The organism is Burkholderia sp. BCC1998 (assembly GCF_905339875.1).
Taxonomy (GTDB): Bacteria; Pseudomonadota; Gammaproteobacteria; order Burkholderiales; family Burkholderiaceae; genus Burkholderia.
Genome location: NZ_CAJPHE010000019.1, coordinates 49,139 through 68,036, shown reverse-complemented (window position 1 = coordinate 68,036; position 18,898 = coordinate 49,139). Strand labels below are relative to the sequence as shown.

The 18,898-nt window shown below is 65.8% G+C and carries 19 protein-coding genes; 6 read left to right on the top strand and 13 right to left on the bottom strand.

What is annotated here, in order from left to right:
• Positions 1-43: 43 nt before the first annotated feature.
• The 3 genes from U5A56_RS27465 to U5A56_RS27455 form a co-directional block, all read right to left on the bottom strand.
• Positions 44-802: a dimethylarginine dimethylaminohydrolase family protein gene (locus U5A56_RS27465; RefSeq protein ID WP_321925574.1), complete on the bottom strand. Its 759-nt coding sequence runs from the start codon at positions 800-802 to the stop codon at positions 44-46.
• Positions 803-1,031: 229 nt separating this feature from the next.
• On the bottom strand, positions 1,032-2,285 hold the full coding sequence (locus U5A56_RS27460; RefSeq protein WP_321925572.1) for a DUF1479 domain-containing protein: 1,254 nt from the start codon (positions 2,283-2,285) through the stop codon (positions 1,032-1,034).
• A gap of 111 nt (positions 2,286-2,396) precedes the next feature.
• Complete coding sequence (locus tag U5A56_RS27455) at positions 2,397-2,786, bottom strand: VOC family protein (protein ID WP_321925570.1); 390 nt, start codon at positions 2,784-2,786, stop codon at positions 2,397-2,399.
• 72 nt (positions 2,787-2,858) lie between these two features.
• Here U5A56_RS27455 and U5A56_RS27450 point away from each other — a divergent pair, with 72 nt between their 5' ends.
• The gene (locus U5A56_RS27450; protein WP_321925568.1) at positions 2,859-3,848 is read left to right on the top strand and encodes an AraC family transcriptional regulator; all 990 of its coding nucleotides are present in this window, start codon (positions 2,859-2,861) and stop codon (positions 3,846-3,848) included.
• A 90-nt stretch (positions 3,849-3,938) separates the two neighbouring features.
• Here the strand turns inward: U5A56_RS27450 and gltA are convergent, their stop codons facing one another.
• The 7 genes from gltA to U5A56_RS27415 form a co-directional block, all read right to left on the bottom strand.
• Positions 3,939-5,240, bottom strand: a complete 1,302-nt coding sequence (gltA, locus tag U5A56_RS27445; protein WP_014899964.1) for a citrate synthase — start codon at positions 5,238-5,240, stop codon at positions 3,939-3,941.
• A 65-nt stretch (positions 5,241-5,305) separates the two neighbouring features.
• A complete protein-coding gene (locus U5A56_RS27440; RefSeq protein ID WP_321807634.1) occupies positions 5,306-5,578 on the bottom strand; it encodes a succinate dehydrogenase assembly factor 2 in 273 nt (90 codons plus the stop codon).
• An 8-nt stretch (positions 5,579-5,586) separates the two neighbouring features.
• Positions 5,587-6,288, bottom strand: a complete 702-nt coding sequence (locus tag U5A56_RS27435; protein ID WP_011658352.1) for a succinate dehydrogenase iron-sulfur subunit — start codon at positions 6,286-6,288, stop codon at positions 5,587-5,589.
• Positions 6,289-6,309: 21 nt separating this feature from the next.
• On the bottom strand, positions 6,310-8,085 hold the full coding sequence (gene sdhA / locus U5A56_RS27430; protein ID WP_321925566.1) for a succinate dehydrogenase flavoprotein subunit: 1,776 nt from the start codon (positions 8,083-8,085) through the stop codon (positions 6,310-6,312).
• A gap of 3 nt (positions 8,086-8,088) precedes the next feature.
• The gene (gene sdhD / locus U5A56_RS27425; protein WP_006399546.1) at positions 8,089-8,457 is read right to left on the bottom strand and encodes a succinate dehydrogenase, hydrophobic membrane anchor protein; all 369 of its coding nucleotides are present in this window, start codon (positions 8,455-8,457) and stop codon (positions 8,089-8,091) included.
• Between the two features lie 4 nt (positions 8,458-8,461).
• Entirely contained in the window at positions 8,462-8,878 is a 417-nt protein-coding gene (gene sdhC / locus U5A56_RS27420) for a succinate dehydrogenase, cytochrome b556 subunit (protein ID WP_321925564.1), read from the bottom strand.
• Positions 8,879-9,048: 170 nt separating this feature from the next.
• Positions 9,049-9,879, bottom strand: coding sequence for a GntR family transcriptional regulator (locus U5A56_RS27415; RefSeq protein ID WP_082088449.1), 831 nt, complete (start codon positions 9,877-9,879; stop codon positions 9,049-9,051).
• Positions 9,880-10,167: 288 nt separating this feature from the next.
• Between U5A56_RS27415 and U5A56_RS27410 the strand changes: the two genes are divergently transcribed.
• The 5 genes from U5A56_RS27410 to acnA all read left to right on the top strand — a co-directional run bounded on the left by U5A56_RS27410 (position 10,168) and on the right by acnA (position 17,320).
• Positions 10,168-11,154: a malate dehydrogenase gene (locus tag U5A56_RS27410; protein WP_044843799.1), complete on the top strand. Its 987-nt coding sequence runs from the start codon at positions 10,168-10,170 to the stop codon at positions 11,152-11,154.
• Between the two features lie 184 nt (positions 11,155-11,338).
• The gene (locus U5A56_RS27405; protein ID WP_321809809.1) at positions 11,339-12,343 is read left to right on the top strand and encodes an HpcH/HpaI aldolase/citrate lyase family protein; all 1,005 of its coding nucleotides are present in this window, start codon (positions 11,339-11,341) and stop codon (positions 12,341-12,343) included.
• A gap of 223 nt (positions 12,344-12,566) precedes the next feature.
• On the top strand, positions 12,567-13,076 hold the full coding sequence (locus U5A56_RS27400) for a hypothetical protein (RefSeq protein ID WP_044845313.1): 510 nt from the start codon (positions 12,567-12,569) through the stop codon (positions 13,074-13,076).
• A 22-nt stretch (positions 13,077-13,098) separates the two neighbouring features.
• On the top strand, positions 13,099-14,550 hold the full coding sequence (locus U5A56_RS27395; protein WP_321819191.1) for a bifunctional 2-methylcitrate dehydratase/aconitate hydratase: 1,452 nt from the start codon (positions 13,099-13,101) through the stop codon (positions 14,548-14,550).
• A 52-nt stretch (positions 14,551-14,602) separates the two neighbouring features.
• Complete coding sequence (gene acnA, locus U5A56_RS27390; RefSeq protein ID WP_044845311.1) at positions 14,603-17,320, top strand: aconitate hydratase AcnA; 2,718 nt, start codon at positions 14,603-14,605, stop codon at positions 17,318-17,320.
• Positions 17,321-17,437: 117 nt separating this feature from the next.
• On the opposite strand, the gene U5A56_RS27385 is transcribed toward acnA, so the two are convergent.
• The 3 genes from U5A56_RS27385 to U5A56_RS27375 are packed head-to-tail and all read right to left on the bottom strand — an operon-like array spanning position 17,438 to position 18,623.
• The gene (locus tag U5A56_RS27385; protein ID WP_321925562.1) at positions 17,438-17,872 is read right to left on the bottom strand and encodes a DUF1801 domain-containing protein; all 435 of its coding nucleotides are present in this window, start codon (positions 17,870-17,872) and stop codon (positions 17,438-17,440) included.
• Positions 17,869-18,300: an SRPBCC domain-containing protein gene (locus U5A56_RS27380; RefSeq protein WP_321925561.1), complete on the bottom strand. Its 432-nt coding sequence runs from the start codon at positions 18,298-18,300 to the stop codon at positions 17,869-17,871. Before U5A56_RS27380 ends, U5A56_RS27385 begins: the two co-directional genes overlap by 4 nt.
• Entirely contained in the window at positions 18,300-18,623 is a 324-nt protein-coding gene (locus tag U5A56_RS27375) for a metalloregulator ArsR/SmtB family transcription factor (RefSeq protein WP_321925560.1), read from the bottom strand. The genes U5A56_RS27380 and U5A56_RS27375 overlap by 1 nt, the downstream gene beginning before the upstream one ends.
• Positions 18,624-18,898 lie beyond the last annotated feature (275 nt).

Genomic DNA, 18,898 nt, shown 5'->3' with positions numbered 1-18,898 from the left:
CGGGGGCCACATTATCCGGCCGAAGCGGCCGCGCGCCAATCGGCTAGAACCGCAGCGACAGGCAGGTCAGGCCGCCGTCCATCTTGCGGAACTCGCTCGTGTCGATCACGTGCAGCGGCATCCCGAGCGACTGAATCGCGTCGTGCACGCGCGGATAGCCGGCCGGCGTGATCAGCGTGCCGTTCACGCGCAGCGTGTTGCCGGCGTATTCGTCGGCGGCCGAGATCGCGATGCGGCGATAGTCGGCGAACGCCGGATGCGCAGCGAGCGCCTCGGTCACGAGCAGCGTGTCGTCGCCGAGCGCGTTGACGACCGATTTCAGATGCAGCCCCGCGCCGACCGGCACCGCGACGACCGAATAGCCGTAGCGCGCCACCAGCGACTCGAATGCGGCGATGCCCTCGGCATCGGTGCGGCCCGTCAGGCCGATGTAGAAGCGCTTGCCGACCTGCATCACGTCGCCGCCGTCGAGACGGCCTGCCTGCATCGGCAGCAGGTCGCGATGCGCGGCGAGCGCCGCTTCGATGTGCACCGTCTCGCCGCGCCGCGCGGGTGCGCCGGGACGCGTGATCACCGCGAATTCGGGCGTGACGACGGCGACGTCCTCGACGAAGTGCGAATCGGGAAACGCGTCCAGCGGCGGCAGCTCGGTCAGCTCGACGCCGAGCCCGCGCAGCGCGTCGCAGTACGCGTGGAACTGCGTGAGCGTCTTGTCGTAGTCGGGCGTGCCGAGCGCGGCGGTGGTGAGACCCGCGCCGCAGGACGGCGCGGGACGGCGAACGATCGCTTGCGTGAATTGCATCGACTCCTCCATGGTCACGCTGCCCCCGTGCGGCGCACGGGGCAGCTGCGTTGTGTCCGGACCATTATCGGAAGCCAAATTGGGCAATTCGCGTCGAATTCGGGCGCGCCCGCAGCCGATCGCGTCGAATTGCAGGCGGGATGCAGCCGATTCGGCAGACGGCCGACGGGCGCGGCGCAAACGGCCGTTCCACGCGGTGCGGATGCGGCCGATGCATGCGGCGCGTCCGTCATGCGCCGACGGGCGCGAACCCCATTTGCGCACGGCCCAGCGGCGTGAGATCGCCCTCGCCGCCGCGTCCGTCGAAGTCGATCTCGAAATGATCGGCCGGGAAATCCGGCGGGCTGTCGCCGCGCAGGAACGCGAGCCGCTGGCGCTGCAGGTACGCGTCGTTCTTCGCGCACCCGGGCGCGGCCGGGATGTACATCACGTTGCTGTCGCCGCTGCCGCGATGCGCATCCTCGACCGCATGCACGACGTCGCCGTGCCAGAACACCGCGTCGCCCGGCTCCATGTGCGGGATCGGCACCAGCGCGTCGAGCAGCAGCGCGTGCCATTCGGGCAGGATCGACAGCGCGCGGCCCGGACGCGCGCCGCACAGGTCGTCGTCGGCGACGTCGTCCTGCAGCGCGCGCAGCACGACATACGCCATCGCGTTCGCGACCGGAATCAGCTGCAGGGTGCCGTCGCCGGGCCCTTGCGGCGTCAGCGCGGTCCAGCCCTGGAACGTACGGAACATCGAGCACACGGCCGGCGACGGGATCTCCTCGACGTCGGGGCGGAACGCCGCGTCGAACGGATCGTAAGCGCGCCAGCGGCCGGCCAGCACGTGACGATAGACCTGCCGGAAATTCGCGCCGAGCCAGCGTTCGACAGAGCCGCCGTCGACATGCGGCGACAGCCCGAGCGACGTCGAACCCGTCGGCCGGCGGCGGATCCGGTCAGCGTAGGCCGGCACCTGGTCCGGGTCGAAATGCCTGCGCGCGCCGTCCGCATGGCGCCACAGGCGATTCAGGAACACGCGCGCCTGCGTGAGGGCCGGCGACTGCCGCGCGGCCACCTGCGGCTTCGACCAGTAGACGCCGTAGATCTGCGGCTTGCCCGATGCGAGATTGCCGAAGTAGCGGTCCTCGGCGCGTGCATGCAGCCGCTCGGCGAAGCGGTTCGCATCCAGATAGGCGCCGATCTCGTCGTTCCAGTCGCGCGCCTGCTGCGCGTCGAACACGCCGCGGATCACCGCGGCGCCGTGCGTGCGGATCGCGGCGATCGCCTGCGGATCGACGGTGCCGTTCGCGATATCCGCGAATCGCAATACCGGGATCACGTCGCGGCCGTGCGCGTGCGCGCGGCGGATCGCGTCGACCTGCCGCGCGATATCGCCCTCCAGTTCGCGGAACGTGGCCGCGTAACCGGGCAGATCGGTGCGCAGCGCCCTTTTCGCCATGCGGATCGCAACCGGCAGATCGTCAATCGTCAGGTGCATCGTCGTCTCCTCGCTGAATCGTGTGGTGATGAGCATTCAGCGTACGGCGGACGCATCGCAGCCATCGACACTATCCGGCCAACTATCGATACAATTCTGACAAACCGCTCGCTACTCCGGACGATGGCAGACCACGCACAGCTTGTTGCCGTCCGGGTCGCGGAAATACGCGCCGTAGTAGTCGGGGTGATAGTGCGGCCGCAGGCCCGGCGGCCCTTCGCAGGTGCCGCCCTGCTGCAGCGCGAGCGCGTGGCAGCGGTCGACCTGCGCGCGCGTCGGCGCGTCGAATGCGATCGTATGGCCGTTGCCGGGTTCGGGCGCGCGGCCGTCGAGCGGCCGGCCGAAGAAGAACAGCGGCCGGTCGGTGTCGGCCGGCATCCAGCCCGACCAGCCGTCCGGCTCGCTGAACTTCAGCCGCAGCCCGAGTTCCGCGAACAGCGGCGCGTAGAAGTCGCACGCGCGCCCGGTATCGCTGACGCCCACGCAAACATGTGAAAACATGGCATCGCTCCGTCGTGACGATCGATCACGATCATGCCACGGCGCGCTGCCCGCCCTCGCCCGGAGGCCGCGATGAAACCGCAGTACGAGCACGTGACGTTCGCCCCCGGCTGTTCGATCCGCGTGTACCACCGCCAGCTCGCACGCATTCCGTTCGAATGGCACCGTCATCCCGAGTACGAACTGACGCTGACGCTGAACAGCCGCGGCCAGCGCTTCATCGGCGATCACGTCGCGCGCTATGCGGACGACGATCTGGTGCTCGTGCCGCCCAACCTGCCGCATACGTGGTCGTCGAATGCGCGCATCGATCGCGCGGCGCCGGAAGTCGCGCTCGTCGTCTGGTTCGACGGTGACTGGGCACGACGCGTGGCCGACTGCTGCCCCGAGTACGCGCCGATGCGCTCGCTGCTGCGGCGCGCGGCGCCCGGCCTCGCATTCGACGCCGATACGGCCCGTGCGATGCGCGCGCGGCTGCCGCAGTTGCTCGACCCTTCGCCGCGCATTCGCCTCGCGGCCGCACTCGACACGCTCGCCGATCTCGCGGACGCCGGCGGCGAACCGCTCGCCACCGCGCAGGCCTACGATCAACCCGATGCAGCGTCGCCGTCCGCGAACGCCGCCGCGCCCGAAGCCGAGCGGCTCGATCGCGTGCTCGACGCGATCGACCGGCAGTTCCACGAGCCGCTGCGTGTCGATGCGCTCGCGGCCGTCGCGCACATGTCCGAACGCACGCTGCAGCGGTTGTTCGTACGGCACCTCGGCGAAAGCGTCGGCCGCTACGTGCAGCGGCTGCGGCTCGCGCATGCGTGCCGCCATCTGGTCGGCACCGACTGGCCGATCGCGACGGTCGCCGCGCGCTGCGGCATTCCGAACGTCGCGAACTTCAACCGCCAGTTCCTCGCCGCGCGCGGGATGACGCCCGGCGCATACCGGCAGTTCTTCGCGCAACACGGCCACGCGCCCGACAGCGACACCGGCACCGACTCGCCGCCGCTCGACACACGCCCGCCGTCGCTGGAACGCCGCGCCGGCTCGGGCCAGCGTCGGCCGCGCAAATGAAAACACCCCGGCGGGATGTCCCACCGGGGTGTCGGGGCGTTGCGGTTGCCGGACGCGAGCGGCCTTGCGGCCGTTCGCGCCGCGCACGACTTAACGTGCGTTGATCGGCTTCGCTTCGCGCGGCGTGTCGCCGATGAACAGCTGACGCGGACGGCCGATCTTCTGTTCCGGATCCGCGATCATTTCGTTCCACTGTGCGATCCAGCCAACCGTACGTGCCATCGCGAAGATACACGTGAACATCGACGTCGGGATGCCCAGCGCGCGCTGGACTATACCCGAGTAGAAGTCGACGTTCGGGTACAGCTTGCGCGACACGAAGTATTCGTCTTCCAGCGCGATCTTCTCGAGCTGCATCGCGAGCTTGAACAGCGGGTCGTCGTGCAGGCCGAGTTCGTTCAGCACTTCGTAGCACGTTTCGCGCATCAGCTTCGCACGCGGGTCGTAGTTCTTGTACACGCGGTGACCGAAGCCCATCAGCTTCACGCCCGAATTCTTGTCCTTCACCTGCTTGATGAATTCGGGGATGTTGTCCGGCGAACCGATCTGCTCGAGCATGTTCAGCGCGGCTTCGTTCGCACCACCGTGCGCCGGGCCCCACAGACACGCGATACCGGCTGCGATACACGCGAACGGGTTCGCGCCCGACGAGCCGGCCAGGCGGACCGTCGACGTCGATGCGTTCTGCTCGTGATCGGCGTGCAGGATCAGGATGCGGTCGAGTGCGCGGACGAGCACGTCGTTGACCTTGTACTCTTCGCACGGGTTCGAGAACATCATGTGCATGAAGTTCGCGCTGTACGACAGCGAGTTCTTCGGATACACGAACGGCTGGCCGATGCTGTACTTGTACGCCATCGCGACGAGCGTCGGCAGCTTCGCGATCATGCGGATCGCCGACACTTCGCGGTGACGCGGGTCGTTGATGTCGAGCGAGTCGTGATAGAACGCGGACAGCGCGCCGACCGCGGCGACCAGGATCGCCATCGGGTGCGCGTCGCGGCGGAAGCCACGGAAGAAGAAGTGCATCTGCTCGTGCACCATCGTGTGCTTCGTGACGGTGTCGACGAATTCCTTCTTTTGCGCCGCGTTCGGCAGCTCGCCCTTCAGCAGCAGGTAGCAGGACTCGAGGAAGTCGGCGTTCTGCGCGAGGTTGTCGATCGGGTAGCCGCGGTACAGCAGTTCGCCCTTGTCGCCGTCGATGTACGTGATCGCCGAATTACAAGCTGCCGTCGACATGAAGCCCGGGTCGTACGTGAACTTGCCGGTCTGGCCGTACAGCTTGCGGATGTCGATCACGTCCGGGCCCATCGTGCCCTTGTAGATCGGCAGTTCGACGCTCGGCGAGTTGTCGCTGAACGATAGCGTGGCTTTAACATCAGACGGAGTCATGGCACATCCTCAATCGAAAATAGAAACGGGATTCGATAACGGGCGCAGCGCGTTACACCTTGGCGTTACACGTTGCGCAGCATCTCCAACAGCCGGTGAATGTCCTGGCTGTCTAGGTCGCCCTCTGGTTCCTTGCGCGCGAGGAGCAAGTCCATCAGGTCGTTGTCGCTCAGATCGAGCAGGCGCGACAACGCGCCTACGTCTGCATCGGTGAGGTCATGCTCGTATCTGCTGAAGAAACGCTCGAAAATGATGTCGTTTTCCAGCAGACCCCGCCGCGCGCGCCAGCGGAGGCGCGCGCGACGGTGCGGGTCGGATTGATGCGATTCGTCGCTCATCACAAACTTTAAACCGCGCGGCGAACCATCAGTTCCTTGATCTTGCCGATCGCCTTCGTCGGGTTCAGGCCCTTCGGGCAAACGTCGACGCAGTTCATGATCGTGTGGCAACGGAACAGACGGTACGGGTCTTCCAGGTTGTCGAGACGCTCGCCGGTGGCGGTGTCGCGGCTATCCGCGATGAAGCGGTAAGCCTGCAGCAGGCCGGCCGGGCCGACGAACTTGTCCGGGTTCCACCAGAAGCTCGGGCACGACGTCGAGCAGCTCGCGCACAGAATGCACTCGTACACGCCGTCGAGCTCGTCGCGTTCTTCCGGCGATTGGAGACGTTCCTTCTCCGGCGGCGGCGCGTCGTTGATCAGGTACGGCTTGATCGAGTGATACTGGTTGAAGAAGTGCGTCATGTCGACGATCAGGTCGCGCACGACGGGCAGGCCCGGCAGCGGGCGCAGCACGATCTTCTGCGGCAGGTCGTTCAGGTTCGTCAGGCACGCGAGACCGTTCTTGCCGTTGATGTTCATCGCGTCCGAACCGCACACGCCTTCGCGGCACGAACGGCGGAACGACAGCGTCTCGTCGACGGCCTTCAGCTTGACCAGTGCGTCGAGCAGCATGCGCTCATGCTGGATCTCGAGCTCGTACGTCTGCATGCGCGGTGCCGCGTCCTTGTCCGGATCGTAGCGGTAGACTTCAAAAATGCGTTTTGCCATTTCGGATTCCTTTGACTCGGCTTAGAACGTGCGCGGCTTCGGCGGCACGGAGTCGACCGTCAGCGGCTTCATTTGAACCGGCTTGTAGTCGAGGCGATCGCCTTTGCTGTACCACAGCGTGTGGCGCAGCCAGTTGTCGTCGTCGCGGTGTTCGTAATCGCTGTGCGCGTGCGCGCCGCGGCTTTCCTTGCGCGCTTCCGCCGACACCATCGTCGCGCGGGCAACTTCGATCAGGTTCTCCAGCTCGAGCGCTTCGACGCGCGCGGTGTTGAACACCTTCGACTTGTCCTTCAGGTGGATGTTTTCCACGCGGGCCTTCAGGCCGGCCATCTGGTCGACGCCTTCCTTCAGCAGCGCCGACGTGCGGAACACGCCTGCGTGCTTCTGCATCGTCGCGCGGATGTCGTTCGCGACGTCCTGCGTGTACTCGCCCGAGCTCGACTTGTCGAGCTTGTTCAGACGCGCCAGCGAGAACTCGCCTGCATCGGCCGGCAGCGGCTTGTGTTCCTTCTGGTTCTTCACGTGCTCGACGATGTGGTTGCCGGCCGCACGGCCGAATACCACGAGGTCCAGCAGCGAGTTCGTGCCGAGGCGGTTCGCGCCGTGCACGGACACGCACGAGCACTCGCCCACTGCGTAGAAGCCGTTGACCGGATCCTTGTGGCCGCGCGACGTGCCGACGACCTGACCGTGGATGTTGGTCGGGATGCCGCCCATCTGGTAGTGGATCGTCGGGACGACCGGGATCGGTTCCTTGATCGCGTCGACGTTCGCGAACTTCAGCGCGATTTCGCGGATCGACGGCAGACGCTTCATGATCGTCTCGGCGCCGATGTGCGACAGGTCGAGCAGCACGTGATCCTTGTTCGGACCGACGCCGCGACCTTCCTTGATTTCCTGGTCCATCGAACGCGACACGAAGTCACGCGGCGCCAGGTCCTTCAGCGTCGGTGCGTAGCGTTCCATGAAGCGCTCGCCGTTCGCGTTGCGCAGGATACCGCCTTCGCCGCGCACGCCTTCGGTGATCAGCACGCCCGCGCCGGCCACGCCGGTCGGGTGGAACTGCCAGAACTCCATGTCCTGCAGCGCGATGCCCGAGCGGGCAGCCATGCCGAGGCCGTCGCCGGTGTTGATGAACGCGTTGGTCGATGCCGCGAAGATCCGGCCTGCGCCGCCCGTCGCGAACAGCGTCGTCTTGCCTTCCATGATGTAGACGTCGCCCGTCTCCATCTCGAGGGCCGTCACGCCGAGCACGTCGCCGTCCGCGTCGCGGATCAGGTCGAGCGCCATCCATTCGACGAAGAACTGCGTCTTCGCCTCGACGTTCTGCTGGTACAGCGTGTGCAGCAGCGCGTGACCGGTACGGTCGGCGGCCGCGCATGCGCGCTGGACCGGCTTCTCGCCGTAGTTCGCGGTGTGGCCGCCGAACGGACGCTGGTAGATCGTGCCGTCCGCGTTACGGTCGAACGGCATGCCGAAGTGTTCCAGTTCGTACACGACGTTCGGTGCTTCGCGGCACATGAACTCGATCGCGTCCTGGTCGCCGAGCCAGTCGGAACCCTTGATCGTGTCGTAGAAGTGGAAGTGCCAGTTGTCTTCGCTCATGTTGCCGAGCGACGCGCCGATGCCGCCCTGTGCGGCCACCGTGTGCGAACGGGTCGGGAACACCTTCGACAGCACGCCGACCGACAGGCCCGCGCGCGACAGTTGCAGCGCTGCGCGCAAGCCCGAGCCGCCCGCGCCGACGATCACCACGTCGAACTTGCGGCGCGGCAGGGAAGTTTTGATTGCAGCCATTCTTTACACTCTCCAGAGAATCTGCGCGGCGTAGCCCGCACATGCGAGCAGCCAGACGATGGTCAGCGATTGCAGCAGCAGGCGCACACCGACGGGCTTCACGTAGTCCATCCAGATGTCGCGCACGCCGACCCATGCGTGGTAGAAGAGGGAAAGCAGCGTCACGAAGGTCGCGAGCTTCATCCATTGTGCGGAGAAGATCGATGCCCAGCCTTCGTACGAGAAGTCATGCGCGCCGAAGAACAGGACGAGCAGAATGACCGTGTAGACCGCCATGATCGTGGCGGTGACGCGCTGCGCGAGCCAGTCGCGCAGGCCGTAGTGAGCGCCGACGACGAGGCGCTTCGAGCCGATTCGGTTATTGGCTGCCATTTTCTTAGAATGCTCCGAACAGTTTGAGTGCCATGGCGATCGTCAGCGCGATCGAGACGACAAAGACGACGACGGCCGTCCGCTTGCCGCCTTCCTTCGAGACGGCGTCGTGGTTGACGTCCATCAGCAGGTGGCGAATGCCGGCGCAGAAATGGTGGAGGAACGCCCAGGACAGCGCGAGGACGATCAGCTTGACGACGATGTTGGAGAGGAAAGCCTTGAAGACTTCGAAGCTGAGCTCGGAGGTGAGGCTCTGGTCGAAGAGGAACAGCAGGAACGGCAGGAACAGGAACAGCAGCGCGCCGCTGACTCGGTGGAGAATCGACAATGTCGCCGCCAGCGGCATGCGATATTTCAAGGTGATGTCGCCGATTCCGATGTTCCGGTATTCCGGCCTCGGCTTTCTTACTGCGTCAGTCATGCTAGACCCCTACTATGTTGTCACACTAATCCGCGATTTTAGCGCCTTTTTATATCGCGCTGCAGCGAAAGTCTGCTCTGGATCATTACGCGAACGGGAATAAAGGCGGCCCGAAACGTGCTACGAGAAAATGCGAAACCCGCGTGCACGCTGCTTGTGCCGATCCGTCGTCAGCTCAAGTCATTCTGATAGTAATACCCGGTTGTGACATACCAGCCGCGCCGCACTTCCACCGGCCGGTCTCCGTATGTATAGGACACGCGCTCGACCGACAGCAACGGAAAACCCGCCGGCACGTGCAGCAGGTCGGCCACCGCCGGCTCCGCCGCCACCGCGCGGATCTTCTCCGTCGCGCGGATCATCCGCGTGCCGAATTCCGTCTCGAACATCGCGTAGAGCGGGCCCTTGTACTCGCTCAGCCGCTCGAACGTCAGCCCGCGGAACATCGCGCCCGGCAGCCAGATCTCGTCGAGCACCGTCACTTCGTTCTCGAACTCCAGCAGGCGACGCACCTGGACGACCGGATCGGCCGGCTTCAGGTCGAGCTGCCGCGCGATCTCGGCCGGCGCGCGCAGGCGCCGGCATTCGAGCAGGCGGCTCACGTGCGGATGCTCGGCGCCGTCGTCAGCCAGCAGCCGCAGGAAGCGGAACTGCGCGCGATCCTCATTGTGCGTCGCAACAAAAGTACCCTTGCCTTGCCGCCGGACCACGAGGTTTTCCGCGGCCAGCTCGTCGATCGCCTTGCGAACCGTGCCCTGGCTGACCTTGTAACGGGCAGCCAACTCCACTTCGCTCGGGATGATCTCGCCCGGCTTCCATTCACCGGATTCGAGACTTTGCGTGATCAATGACTTGATCTGCTGGTATAACGGACTGAATGTCGGCGACGGCGAAGCGGCCGGCGCAGGCGCCGGCACGGAATCGCCCGCGCCCGGCTGCCCTGGGCCGCCTGCGCCGGTCGGATTCGCGTTGTTCGCCTGGTTCGATGTCATGGCGCGCATTTCATCACAAACCGCGCTTTTTCGTCCACTCAAATTCCGCAAAACATCTGTCTTATATAAGACATATGATACCGTTTGACTTTGGGTCCATCGGCTCCTACACTCCGGGGCGAGCAAGGGTTCGCGGGTGCAAAATGCGTCCCCGGCTACGTGCCACGGCCGTCTCCAGGTTCACCGCGTCTGCCTTTCGCGAATCCTCCGCCCTGCTTCAATGCAACGCTACGCGTAACGCGCATAGAATGGCGTTTTGCCTAGCGTCCACCGCTTCACCCGTCCTGGAGATTTTCAATGGCTAAGCCCGCAAAGCGCGTTGCCGTCACCGGCGCCGCAGGTCAAATCGCTTACTCCCTGCTGTTCCGCATCGCGAACGGCGACCTGCTCGGCAAGGACCAGCCGGTCATCCTGCAACTGCTCGACCTCCCGCAAGCCCAAGCCGCCGTCAAAGGCGTCGTGATGGAACTCGACGATTGCGCGTTCCCGCTGCTCGCGGGCGTCGTGATCACCGACGATCCGAAGGTTGCATTCAAGGATGCAGACGTCGCGCTGCTGGTCGGTGCACGTCCGCGCTCGAAGGGCATGGAGCGCAAGGACCTGCTGTCGGCGAACGCCGAGATCTTCACGGTCCAGGGCGCTGCGCTGAACGAAGTCGCGAGCCGCGACGTGAAGGTGCTGGTCGTCGGCAACCCGGCGAACACCAACGCATACATCGCGATGAAGTCGGCACCGGATCTGCCGAAGAAGAACTTCACGGCGATGCTGCGCCTCGACCACAACCGCGCGCTGTCGCAGCTCGCCGCCAAGTCGGGCAAGCCGGTCGCGTCGATCGAGAAGCTTGCCGTGTGGGGCAACCACTCGCCGACGATGTACCCCGACTTCCGCTTCGCGACCGTCGAAGGCGAGTCGCTGCTGAAGCTGATCAACGACGACGTGTGGAACCGCGACACGTTCATCCCGACCGTCGGCAAGCGCGGCGCGGCGATCATCGAAGCGCGCGGCCTGTCGTCGGCGGCGTCGGCAGCCAACGCGGCGATCGACCACGTGCGTGACTGGGTCCTCGGCACGAACGGCAAGTGGGTCACGATGGGCATCCCGTCGGACGGCTCGTACGGCATCCCCGAAGACATCATCTACGGCGTGCCGGTCACGTGCGAAAACGGCGAGTACAAGCGTGTCGAAGGCCTCGAAATCGACGCGTTCTCGCGCGAGAAGATGGACGGCACGCTGGCCGAGCTGCTCGAAGAGCGCGACGGCGTCGCCCACCTGCTGAAGAACTAAGCAGGCTGCATGGCCGGGCCGCCTCCGGGCGGGCCGGCCACGGCACGGGCGGCGGGGCTGCAGCCGGCCCCGCCGCCCGATCCGATCCGGGCACGTTTTGCCGCTCCAGGCGCTCCGCGCGCCGGCCCAGAACGTGCCCGAATCCGATTTTCTCCACGTTGCCCGCTTCCTTGACGTAGAAGAGATGTCCGCGCTCACTCCTGCACAAGTGCTGTACGACGGGGCGTCCCCGCCCGCGATCCTGCCCTGCTGCGATCACTACGCGGGCAGCGAGAAGCTGATGCGCAAGTCGCTCGCGCTCCAGGCCGAACTCGGCCCCGTGTTCGACATCACGCTCGACTGCGAGGACGGCGCGGCCGTCGGCCAGGAAGCCGCGCACGCGCAGCTCGTCGCCGAATGCCTCGGCGGCGCCGAGAACCGCTTCGGGCGGGTCGGCGTCCGCATCCACGACTTTTCCCATCCCCACTGGCGCGACGACGTGCGCATCGTGCTGCGCGCCGCGCGCGCGCCGGCCTACGTCACGCTGCCTAAGATCGCCAGCGCCGCCGACGCGGCCGAGATGGTCGCGTTCATCGAAGGCACGCGCCGCGAGCTCGGCCTCGCGCAGCCGATTCCGGTGGACGTGCTGGTCGAGACGCACGGCGCGCTCGCCCAGGCGGCCGCGCTCGCCGCGCTGCCGCTGGTCGGCACGCTGAGCTTCGGGCTGATGGACTTCGTGTCCGCGCATCACGGCGCGATTCCCGATGCGGCGATGCGCTCGCCCGGCCAGTTCGACCATCCGCTCGTGCGCCGCGCGAAGCTGGAAATCGCCGCCGCCTGCCACGCGCACGGCAAGACGCCGTCGCACAACGTGACGACGGAAGTGCGCGACATGGCCGTCGTCGCCGGCGACGCGCGCCGCGCGCGCGACGAGTTCGCGTTCACGCGGATGTGGAGCATCCATCCCGCGCAGATCCGCCCGATCGTCGACGCGTTCGCGCCGCGCACCGATGAAGTCGCGCTGGCCGCCGAGATCCTGCTGGCGGCGCAGGCCGCCGACTGGGGCCCGACGCGCCACGGCGATACACTGCACGATCGCGCGAGCTACCGCTATTACTGGTCGGTGCTGCGCCGCGCGCGGGCGACCGGCCAGCCGGTGCCGGCCGAGGCCGCGCCGCTGTTCGGCCCGGCCGCCGGAGACGCGCGGTGAGCGCGCGCCGACACACGAATTTCATCGAATCACCGGGGCGCGAACCCGAGACGGGTTGGCGAAACGACAAAAAACGTAACGGAGCCCGAAAACCTGATATGAGCGCGGCCAAATAGGTGAAAATAGCGGCCGCTGCGCGCTTCCGGGGCGCGTGCAGTTTCAAACCGGCCGGCGGTGTCAGCTGCCGGCCCTTGTCAACTGATTATCGAAAGGTTCTGACTCCATGAAGAAACTCCTGATCGCTACCGCCATCGGCGCCTTGTCCGCCACGATGCTGGTGTCGGCTCCGAGCGCGTTCGCCCAGGATACGGCGACGACTGCGAAGAAGACGGCCAAGCGCCCGGCGCCGGCCAAGCGCATCGTTCCGCGCAGCAAGAAGGCGCAGGCGCGTGCCGCGGCCAAGGTCGATCCGGTACCGGACGGCGCGGCCAAGTGGTCGTGCAAGGACGGCCTGTCGTTCGACCTCGCCGGCGACATGAAGCGTGACCAGGTCGTCACGGTTCACTGGGCGAAGAAGAACTACAAGCTGCCGCGTCAGGCCACGACGACGGGCGCCGACACGTTCTACGATCCGGCCGCGGGCTTCAAGCTCGTCGTGATCCCGAGCAAGGCGATGCTGTTCAGCGACGCGAACGGCGGCGAGCGTCTCGCCGACGAATGCGTGACGCCGGAAATGGCGCAAGGCACGCCGGCTCCGACGCAATCGAACGAGCTGAAGCCGGCAACGAACTAAGCGCGCTCTCCCGAGCTCCTCGATGTCCGCCTCGGTCTCCAACGTCCGCCCCGCTCCGGATACGGTACTCGTCGATATCGTCGACTACGTGCTGAACACCGGCATCGACAGCGCGCTCGCGCTGGAGACGGCGCGTCATTGCCTGATCGACACGCTCGGATGCGGACTCGAGGCGCTGTCCTACCCGGCCTGCACCAAGCTGCTCGGCCCCGTCGTGCCCGGCACGATCGTGCCGAACGGCGCGAAGGTGCCCGGCACGTCCTTCCAGCTCGATCCCGTCCAGGCCGCTTTCGACCTCGGCGCGATGATCCGCTGGCTGGACTTCAACGACACCTGGCTCGCCGCCGAATGGGGTCATCCGTCCGACAACCTCGGCGGGATCCTGGCGACGGCCGACTGGCTGTCCCGCACGGCCGTCGCGGCCGGCAGGAAGCCGCTTGCCATGCGCGACGTGCTCGTCGCGATGATCCAGGCCCACGAGATCCAGGGCTGCCTCGCACTCGAGAATTCATTCAACGCAGTCGGGCTCGACCACGTGCTGCTCGTGAAAGTGGCGTCGACGGCCGTCGTCGGCCGCCTGCTCGGGCTCACGCGCGACGAGCTGATCAACGCGGTATCCAACGCATTCGTCGACGGCCACGCGCTGCGCACCTACCGCCACGCGCCGAACACCGGTTCGCGCAAGTCGTGGGCGGCCGGCGACGCGACGTCCCGCGCGGTGCGCCTCGCGCTGATCGCGAAAACGGGTGAAATGGGCTACCCGTCGGCGCTCACCGCGAAAACCTGGGGCTTCTACGACGTGCTGTTCGACGGCAAGCCGTTCCGCTTCCAGCGCCCGTACGGCACGTACGTGATGGAAAACGTGCTGTTCAAGATCGCGTTCCCCGCCGAATTCCATGCGCAGACGGCCGCCGAGGCCGCGCTGCAGCTGCACGCGCAGCTCGCCGCGGCGGGCCGCACGACCGACGAGATCAGCCGGATCACGATCCGCACGCACGCGGCCGCGATCCGCATCATCGACAAGCAGGGCCCGCTCGCCAATCCGGCCGACCGCGACCACTGCATCCAGTACATGGTCGCCGTGCCGCTGCTGTTCGGCCGGCTGACCGCGGCCGATTACGAAGACGCGGTCGCCGCCGATCCGCGCATCGACGCGCTGCGCGCGAAAACCGTGTGCGTCGAGGATCCGCGGTTCACGAAGGATTACCATGACCCGGCCAAGCGGTCGATCGCGAATGCGCTGACGATCGAATTCGCGGACGGGTCCACGCTTGCCGAAGTAGCGGTCGAATACCCGATCGGCCATCAGCGACGCCGTGCGGACGGCATCCCGCTCCTGGTCGAGAAGTTCCGGACCAACCTCGCCCGCCGTTTCCCGGCAAAGCAGCAACAAGCGATTCTCGACGTGTCGCTGGACCAGGCAAAGCTCGAAGCGATGCCGGTCGATGAGTACGTCGACTTGTATGTGATATAGCCGTCATCTACAGGACTCTTTGTTTCCTAGCCTTAAACCCAGGAAAATCACCATGGCCCACAATCTCCACAAGACCCTCAAGGAATTCGACAGCGGTTCCGGCAAAGGCAAGTTCTACTCGCTGCCGCAGCTCGGCAAGGAACTGAAGACGAAGATCGAGCGCCTCCCGGTGTCGATCCGTATCGTGCTCGAGTCCGTGCTGCGCAACTACGACGGCAAGAAGATCACCGAAGAACACATCGAGCAGCTCGCGAACTGGCAGCCGACCGCGAAGCGCGTCGACGAGATTCCGTTCGTGGTGTCGCGCGTCGTGCTGCAGGACTTCACGGGCGTGCCGCTGCTCGCCGACATCGCGGCCATGCGCGGCGTCGCGGAGCGTTCGGGCAAGAATCCGAAGAAGATCGAGCCGCTGGTCCCGGTCGATCTCGTCGTCGACCACTCGGTGCAGATCGACTACTTCCGCCAGAAAGACGCGCTCGACCTGAACATGAAGCTGGAATTCCAGCGCAACAACGAGCGCTACCAGTTCATGAAGTGGGGCATGCAGGCGTTCGACACGTTCAAGGTCGTGCCGCCGGGCGTCGGCATCGTCCACCAGGTGAACCTCGAATATCTCGCGCGCGGCGTCCACAAGAAGACGGACGGCGGCGACACCGTGTACTACCCGGATACCCTCGTCGGCACGGACAGCCACACGACGATGATCAACGGCATCGGCGTGGTCGGCTGGGGCGTGGGCGGCATCGAGGCTGAAGCCGGCATGCTCGGCCAGCCGGTGTACTTCCTGACGCCGGACGTCGTCGGCGTCGAGCTGAAGGGCAAGCTGCGCGAAGGCGTGACGGCCACCGACCTGGTGCTGACGATCACCGAAATGCTGCGCAAGGAAAAGGTCGTCGGCAAGTTCGTCGAGTTCTTCGGCGAAGGCACGAAGTCGCTGTCGCTGCCGGACCGCGCGACGATCGGCAACATGGCGCCGGAATACGGCGCGACGATGGGCTTCTTCCCGGTCGACGAAAAGACCATCGAATACTTCGAAGGCACGGGCCGCACGAAGGCGGAGATCGCCGCGTTCGAGAACTACTTCAAGGCACAGAAGCTGTTCGGCATTCCGAAGGCCGGCGACATCGACTACACGAAGACGGTCACGCTGGATCTTGCAACCGTCGCCCCGTCGCTGGCCGGCCCGAAGCGCCCGCAGGACCGCATCGAGATCGGCAACGTCAAGTCGACGTTCACCGAGCTGTTCTCGAAGCCGGTCGCGGAAAACGGCTTCGCGAAGAAGGCGGACGACCTGAACGCGCAGTACACGACGAGCAACGGCGTCGACGTGAAGAACGGCGACGTGCTGATCGCCGCGATCACGTCGTGCACGAACACGTCGAACCCGAGCGTGCTGCTGGCTGCCGGCCTGCTCGCGAAGAAGGCCGTCGAAGCCGGCCTGACCGTCGCGCCGCACATCAAGACCTCGCTCGCGCCGGGATCGCGCATCGTCACCGAATACCTGACGAAGACGGGCCTGCTGCCCTACCTCGCGAAGCTCGGCTTCGAAGTCGCCGCCTACGGCTGCACGACCTGTATCGGCAACGCGGGCGACCTGACGCCGGAACTGAACGAAGCGATCACGAAGAACGACATCGTCGCGGCAGCCGTGCTGTCGGGCAACCGTAACTTCGAAGCGCGCATCCACCCGAACATCCGCGCGAACTTCCTCGCGTCGCCGCCGCTGGTCGTCGCCTACGCGATCGCCGGCAACATCACGCGCGACCTGATGACCGAGCCGGTCGGCAAGGGCAAGGACGGCTACGACATCTACCTCGGCGACATCTGGCCGACGAGCGAGGAAATCCACGCGCTGCTCAAGTTCGCGCTCGACCCGAAGAAGTTCGAGGACAACTACTCGAAGCTGACCAAGAAGGGCGACCTCTGGAGCAAGATCGAGGGCGAGACGGGCCAGGTCTACGACTGGCCGAAGTCGACCTACATCGCGGAGCCGCCGTTCTTCGGCAACGACTTCTCGATGGAGCCGGCCGATTCGATCCCGACGGTCAAGGGCGCGCGCGCGCTGGGCATCTTCGGTGACTCGGTCACGACCGACCACATCAGCCCGGCAGGCTCGATCAAGGAAGACTCGCCGGCAGGCAAGTGGCTGAAGGAGAACGGCGTGCAGAAGGCCGACTTCAACAGCTACGGTTCGCGCCGCGGCAACCACGACGTGATGATGCGCGGCACGTTCGCGAACGTCCGGATCAAGAACCTGATGATCCCGGCGAAGGCGGACGGCACGCGCGTCGAAGGCGGCCTGACGATTCACCAGCCGAGCGGCGAACAGCTGTCGATCTACGATGCGGCGATGAAGTACGTCGACGCCGACACGCCGACCGTCGTGTTCGCGGGCGAAGAATACGGCACGGGCTCGTCGCGCGACTGGGCCGCGAAGGGCACGCAACTGCTCGGCGTGAAGGCCGTGATCGCACGCAGCTTCGAGCGGATCCACCGCTCGAACCTGGTCGGCATGGGCGTGCTGCCGCTGCAGTTCAAGGGCGCGGACAGCATCCAGTCGCTCGGCATCACCGGCGAAGAGACCTACGACATCGAAGGCCTCGGCGACGACTTCAAGCCGCAGCAGGACGTCACGCTCGTGATTCACCGCAAGAACGGCGAAACGACCCGCGTGCCGGTGCTGCTGCGCATCGATACGCCGATCGAAGTCGACTACTACAAGCACGGCGGTATCCTGCCGTTCGTGCTGCGCTCGCTGCTCGCAGCGTAAGCGCGCGGCTTTTGCAGGTGCCGCAGCCGCCTCGCGGCGGTTGCGGCCGATTTGGATGCCCGACCTCGTGTCGGGCTTTTTTTTGCCTGCGCGGCGGTGTGCCGGCGCGCCGGTGCGTCATGCGGCCTTGTCGGCGCGCGTCCTGCCGCCTGCGGCCGGCCGCGCGTTCTTCTTCAGGTGCGCGCGGTTGTAGTCGATCGCCGCGCGAACGAGACGCTTCAGCGCCCGTTTGTCGAGCTTGTCGCCTTCGAGGAAATCGATCGCACGCCGCGCATTGCCTTCAAGGCCCGCATTGAACAGCCCGTCGGGATCGGGCAGCTGCGCGCCATGCATGAACGTGAGCTTCACCTTGCCCTTGTGCGCATTCGCGACCGCGATCATCCCGTCGCACGACCACACCGGGCTGCCCATCCATTTCCATTCCTCGACGATGCCTTCGTCGGCGGCGACGATCGTCTCGCGCAGTTCGGCGAACGTCTTGCCGCGCCAGTCGGCGATGCCTGCGATCAGCGCGTCGATGCGGGCCGACGGTTCCAGGTCGGAGGCGCTCATGCACGGCCCTCCTCGTCGTCATCGGGGCGCGCGAGCACCTGCTCGAGCGACGCGAAGAACTGCGTCCAGCCGTGCTGCGCACCGCGGTACGCCTGCTCCTGATCCGCGCGGAAACCGGCCTGCTCCATCCGCAACAGCGTGCCGACCGGCGTCGGCGTGAGCGTCCAGGTGACGACGCTTTCCAGTCCGTACGCAGCCCACGTGTAGGACAGCACGCGCTGCGGCTCGATCGTCAGCGACGTGCAGTCGACCGAACCCCAGTCCGCGCGGAAGCTGAACGCGCGGCCTGCGACGGGCTCGAAATCGCTCTGCATCAGCCATGCCTCGATCAGATGCGGTTGCGTGAGCGCACGCCAGACCTTCTCCGGCGGATGCGACAGTTCCCGTTCGACGACGACGGTGCGTGTTTCAGTGGTGGCTTGGTTCATTACTGATCCATCCTCTTGAGCAGATCTTCGAGCGCGTCGAACCAGTTCTGCCAGAAGCCTGCCATCTGGCTGGTCCAGTCGATCAACGGAGTCAGCGCTTGCGGCTGCGCGCTGTAGTGCGTCTGCCGGCCTTCGTGGCGGTCGCTCACGAGCCCGGCCTGCTTCAGTACCCCCAGATGCTTCGATACCGCCGGCTGCGACACGCCTGCGTGCGCCGTCAGCGCGGCGACCGTCAGTTCGCCCTCCTCGCACAGCCGCTCGAAGAGCGCGCGGCGGGTCGGATCGGCGAGCGTCCTGAACAGCATGTCGGGGACGTTTTGCATGGCTTGATTCATAACCCGATAGTTATGGATTCAAGAATATCCCCGGATCGACGCACGTCAAGGAGCGATTTCGCAGGAAGCATCAGGCGATCCTGCAGCAGGGCCGTTCGCCGGAACGGACGGAATGGCGGCGAATCGGCTTGCGAAGAACATCACGCGCGCGTCGAGGCAGCGCCACCGTCCGATTCGAGCGTTTCCTCTAATCCGCTCGCCGGACGCTCCAACCGAAAGCACGCTGCAAGACTCGCCACTACGTCGTTCCACAGTTCGGGAAA